The sequence below is a fragment of the Pseudomonas sp. NPDC088444 genome (assembly GCF_044900175.1).
Lineage (GTDB): Bacteria > Pseudomonadota > Gammaproteobacteria > Pseudomonadales > Pseudomonadaceae > Aquipseudomonas.
In genome coordinates this window covers 1-3884 of sequence record NZ_JBJDNK010000031.1, presented here as the reverse complement: position 1 = coordinate 3884, position 3884 = coordinate 1, and the positions used below count along the sequence as shown (strand labels likewise).

General features: G+C 56.0%; 2 protein-coding genes. Both read left to right on the top strand.

Annotation, left to right across the window (positions count from 1 at the left end; translation table 11 throughout):
* On the top strand, positions 1-3727 hold a 3727-nt coding region (rpoB, locus tag ACI2KB_RS29165; protein WP_404640531.1), incomplete at its 5' end, for a DNA-directed RNA polymerase subunit beta.
* A 62-nt stretch (positions 3728-3789) separates the two neighbouring features.
* Positions 3790-3884, top strand: a 95-nt coding sequence (locus ACI2KB_RS29160; protein ID WP_401022822.1) for a hypothetical protein, incomplete at its 3' end; no start/stop codon positions are given.

Below are 3884 nucleotides of genomic sequence, written 5' to 3'. Positions count from 1 at the left end.
AGCGATCAAGGACATCCAAGAGCAAGAAGTCTACATGGGTGAAATCCCCCTGATGACTGAAAACGGTACCTTCGTTATCAACGGTACCGAGCGTGTTATCGTTTCCCAACTGCACCGTTCCCCGGGCGTGTTCTTCGACCATGACCGTGGCAAGACGCACAGCTCCGGCAAATTGCTGTACTCCGCTCGCGTCATTCCTTACCGTGGCTCATGGCTGGACTTCGAATTCGATCCGAAGGACTGTGTATTCGTCCGTATCGACCGTCGTCGCAAGTTGCCTGCGTCGGTACTTTTGCGCGCGCTAGGCTATACCACTGAAGAAGTGCTGGACGCTTTCTACACCACCAACGTTTTCCATGTGCAGGGCGAAACCCTGAGCCTGGAGCTCGTACCTCAACGTCTGCGCGGTGAAGTTGCTGTTCTGGACATTCAGGACGACAAAGGCAAAGTCATCGTAGAGCAGGGCCGTCGTATTACTGCCCGCCACATTAACCAGCTGGAGAAGGCTGGTATCAAGGCGCTCGATGTACCGCTGGACTACGTGATTGGTCGCACAACCGCCAAGGCGATCGTCCATCCTGCCACTGGCGAAATCATTGCTGAATGCAACACTGAGCTGAACACCGAACTGTTGGCGAAAATTGCCAAGGCGCAGGTGGTTCGTATCGAAACGTTGTACACCAACGATATCGATTGCGGCCCGTTCATCTCTGACACGCTGAAGATCGATTCGACCGGCAACCAGTTGGAAGCTTTGGTCGAAATCTATCGCATGATGCGCCCAGGCGAGCCGCCAACCAAGGACGCAGCTGAGACCCTGTTCAATAACCTGTTCTTTAGCCCAGAGCGTTATGATCTGTCGGCTGTAGGTCGAATGAAGTTCAACCGTCGTATCGGTCGTACCGAGATCGAAGGTTCGGGCGTGCTGTGCAAGGAAGATATCGTCGCGGTCCTCAAGACCCTGGTCGACATCCGTAACGGCAAAGGCATCGTCGACGACATCGACCATTTGGGTAACCGCCGCGTGCGTTGCGTCGGCGAGATGGCTGAGAACCAGTTCCGCGTAGGTCTGGTGCGTGTTGAGCGTGCAGTCAAAGAGCGTCTGTCCATGGCGGAAAGTGAAGGCCTGATGCCTCAGGACCTGATCAACGCCAAGCCGGTCGCTGCTGCGGTCAAGGAATTCTTTGGCTCCAGCCAGTTGTCCCAGTTCATGGACCAGAACAACCCGCTGTCGGAGATTACGCACAAGCGCCGCGTTTCCGCACTTGGCCCAGGCGGTCTGACCCGTGAGCGCGCAGGCTTTGAAGTTCGCGACGTACACCCGACGCACTACGGTCGTGTTTGCCCGATCGAAACACCGGAAGGTCCGAACATCGGTCTGATCAACTCGTTGGCGGCCTATGCTCGCACTAACCAGTACGGCTTCCTGGAAAGCCCGTACCGTGTGGTAAAAGAAGGCTTGGTTACCGACGAAATCGTGTTCCTGTCCGCCATTGAAGAAGCTGATCACGTGATCGCGCAGGCTTCGGCGACCATGAACGAAAAAGGTCACCTGATCGATGAGCTGGTCGCGGTACGTCACCTGAACGAATTCACCGTCAAGGCGCCGGAAGACGTCACCTTGATGGATGTTTCGCCGAAGCAGGTCGTTTCTGTTGCAGCGTCGCTGATTCCGTTCCTTGAGCACGACGACGCCAACCGTGCGTTGATGGGTTCCAACATGCAGCGTCAGGCTGTACCAACCCTGCGCGCCGACAAGCCGCTGGTAGGTACCGGCATGGAGCGCAACGTTGCTCGTGACTCGGGTGTTTGTGTCGTGGCACGTCGTGGCGGCGTGATCGATTCCGTTGATGCCAGCCGTATTGTTGTCCGCGTAGCGGATGATGAGGTCGAGCCAGGCGAAGCCGGTGTTGATATCTACAACCTGACCAAGTACACCCGTTCGAACCAGAACACCTGCATCAACCAGCGTCCGCTGGTGAGCAAGGGTGATCGCGTTCAGCGCAGTGACATCATGGCTGACGGCCCGTCCACCGACATGGGTGAACTGGCGCTGGGTCAGAACATGCGCATTGCGTTCATGGCATGGAACGGCTTCAACTTCGAAGACTCCATCTGCCTGTCCGAGCGTGTTGTTCAGGAAGATCGCTTCACCACGATCCACATTCAGGAACTGACCTGTGTGGCCCGTGATACCAAGCTTGGCCCAGAGGAAATCACCGCCGACATCCCTAACGTGGGTGAAGCGGCTCTGAACAAGCTGGACGAGGCCGGCATCGTTTATGTGGGTGCTGAAGTCGGTCCAGGAGACATTCTGGTCGGTAAGGTCACTCCGAAGGGCGAGACCCAGTTGACGCCGGAAGAGAAACTGCTGCGGGCGATCTTCGGTGAAAAGGCGAGCGACGTTAAAGACACCTCCCTGCGCGTACCGACCGGTACCAAAGGTACTGTCATTGACGTACAGGTCTTCACCCGCGACGGCGTTGAGCGTGATTCCCGTGCGCTGTCGATCGAGAAGAGCCAGCTGGACGAGATTCGCAAAGATCTGAACGAAGAGTTCCGTATCGTTGAAGGTGCAACCTTCGAGCGTCTGCGCAGCGCGCTGGTTGGCCAGATCGTTGAAGGTGGTGCTGGCCTCAAGAAAGGTCAGGAAATCACCAGCGAAGTTCTCGACGGCCTTGAGCATGGTCAGTGGTTCAAGCTGCGCATGGTTGAAGATGCGTTGAACGAGCAGCTGGAAAAAGCTCAGGCTTACATCGTTGATCGCCGTCGTCTGCTGGACGACAAATTCGAAGACAAGAAGCGCAAGCTGCAGCAAGGCGATGACCTGGCTCCAGGTGTGCTTAAAATCGTCAAGGTTTACCTTGCCATCCGTCGCCGCATCCAGCCGGGCGACAAAATGGCCGGTCGCCACGGTAACAAAGGTGTGGTCTCCGTGATCATGCCAGTTGAAGACATGCCACACGATGCCAATGGCACCCCTGTAGATATCGTCCTCAACCCGTTGGGTGTACCTTCGCGTATGAACGTTGGTCAGATTCTGGAAACCCACTTGGGCCTCGCGGCCAAAGGTCTGGGTGAGAAGATCAACCGTATGCTCGAAGAGCAGCGTAAAGTCGTTGAGCTGCGTAAGTTCCTCAGCGAGATCTATAACGAGATTGGCGGCCGTCAGGAAAGTCTGGACGACCTGTCTGATCAGGAAGTTCTGGATCTTGCGAAGAACCTGCGTGGTGGCGTTCCAATGGCAACTCCGGTTTTTGACGGTGCCAAGGAAAGTGAAATCAAGGCGATGCTGCGCCTGGCGGACATGCCGGACAGTGGTCAGATGCAACTGTTCGACGGTCGTACCGGTAACAAATTTGAGCGTCCGGTCACTGTTGGCTACATGTACATGCTGAAGCTGAACCACTTGGTGGACGACAAGATGCACGCACGTTCCACTGGTTCTTACAGCCTGGTTACCCAGCAGCCGCTGGGTGGTAAGGCGCAGTTCGGTGGTCAGCGTTTCGGGGAGATGGAGGTCTGGGCACTGGAGGCCTACGGCGCTGCATACACCCTGCAAGAAATGCTCACAGTGAAGTCGGACGATGTGAACGGTCGTACCAAGATGTACAAAAACATCGTGGACGGCGATCACCGTATGGAGCCGGGCATGCCCGAGTCCTTCAACGTGTTGATCAAAGAAATCCGTTCGCTCGGTATCGATATCGATCTGGAAACCGAATAACACGTGACGCGATCGAGAGTGGGGCGGTATGACCACTCTCTGCTCCGCCAGGAGGAAAGGCCTTGAAAGACCTACTGAATTTGCTGAAAAACCAGGGTCAAGTCGAAGAGTTCGACGCCATCCGTATCGGATTGGCCTCGCCTGAGATGATCCGTTC